Origin of the sequence: Tsukamurella conjunctivitidis, assembly GCF_007858475.1 — a bacterium.
Classification (GTDB): Bacteria; Actinomycetota; Actinomycetes; order Mycobacteriales; family Mycobacteriaceae; genus Tsukamurella; species Tsukamurella conjunctivitidis.
Genome location: NZ_VIGX01000227.1, coordinates 1 through 559 on the forward strand (window position 1 = coordinate 1; position 559 = coordinate 559).

The window sequence follows — 559 nt, forward strand, 5'->3', positions numbered from 1 at the left end:
GCGCACCTTGCTCATGCCGCGCGGCCACAGGCGGTCCACCAGGACACGGTCCCCGTCAGCGGGGTCGGGGTCCTCGTAGATCCTGCGCACCCGGACCTGCGGCCGCTCCACGGCCTGGTCGACCTCTTCGGGTCCCCCCTGTTCCGACACGTCCCTCCCCCTCCTTCTCCCGCCGAAGTCCGTCCTCTTTCTCGGCGAAGTCCGTCGTGCCACGGTCCCGGCGGTGTGGTGGACGGCATGCGACACGCGTTCTCCTGCCAGGACCGACGCTAGTCGTGTCGCGCGCCGTCCGGAAGTCTGCGCCGGGGGCAGTCCAGGGGGCAGCCCGGGGGCCCGCTCATCCCTGCGTCTGCAGGGTCTCCCCCGTCGAGGTCGCGATCCTGTGTCCCACGCCGTCGACCACCACCTCGAAGGCATCTGTCCCGGGATCGGTGGGCACGGAGGGGCCACCCTTGTCGGCACCGCCCTCGGCCGTCTCGCCCTCGTCGGTGCCGCCCTCGTCGGTGGGGGCGGAGGACGGGAGGGAGCGGAAGGTCACCGGCCACGGGCTGGAGGAGAG

General features: G+C 72.6%; 2 protein-coding genes. Both read right to left on the minus strand.

Features of this window, described 5'->3' with window-relative positions; all coding sequences use genetic code 11:
• A partial coding sequence (locus FK530_RS26820; RefSeq protein ID WP_146489507.1) for a DUF488 family protein, N3 subclade occupies positions 1 to 111 on the minus strand: 111 nt, incomplete at its 3' end.
• A gap of 226 nt (positions 112 to 337) precedes the next feature.
• Positions 338 to 559: hypothetical protein (locus tag FK530_RS25170; RefSeq protein ID WP_205124273.1), on the minus strand; the 222-nt coding region annotated here is incomplete at its 5' end.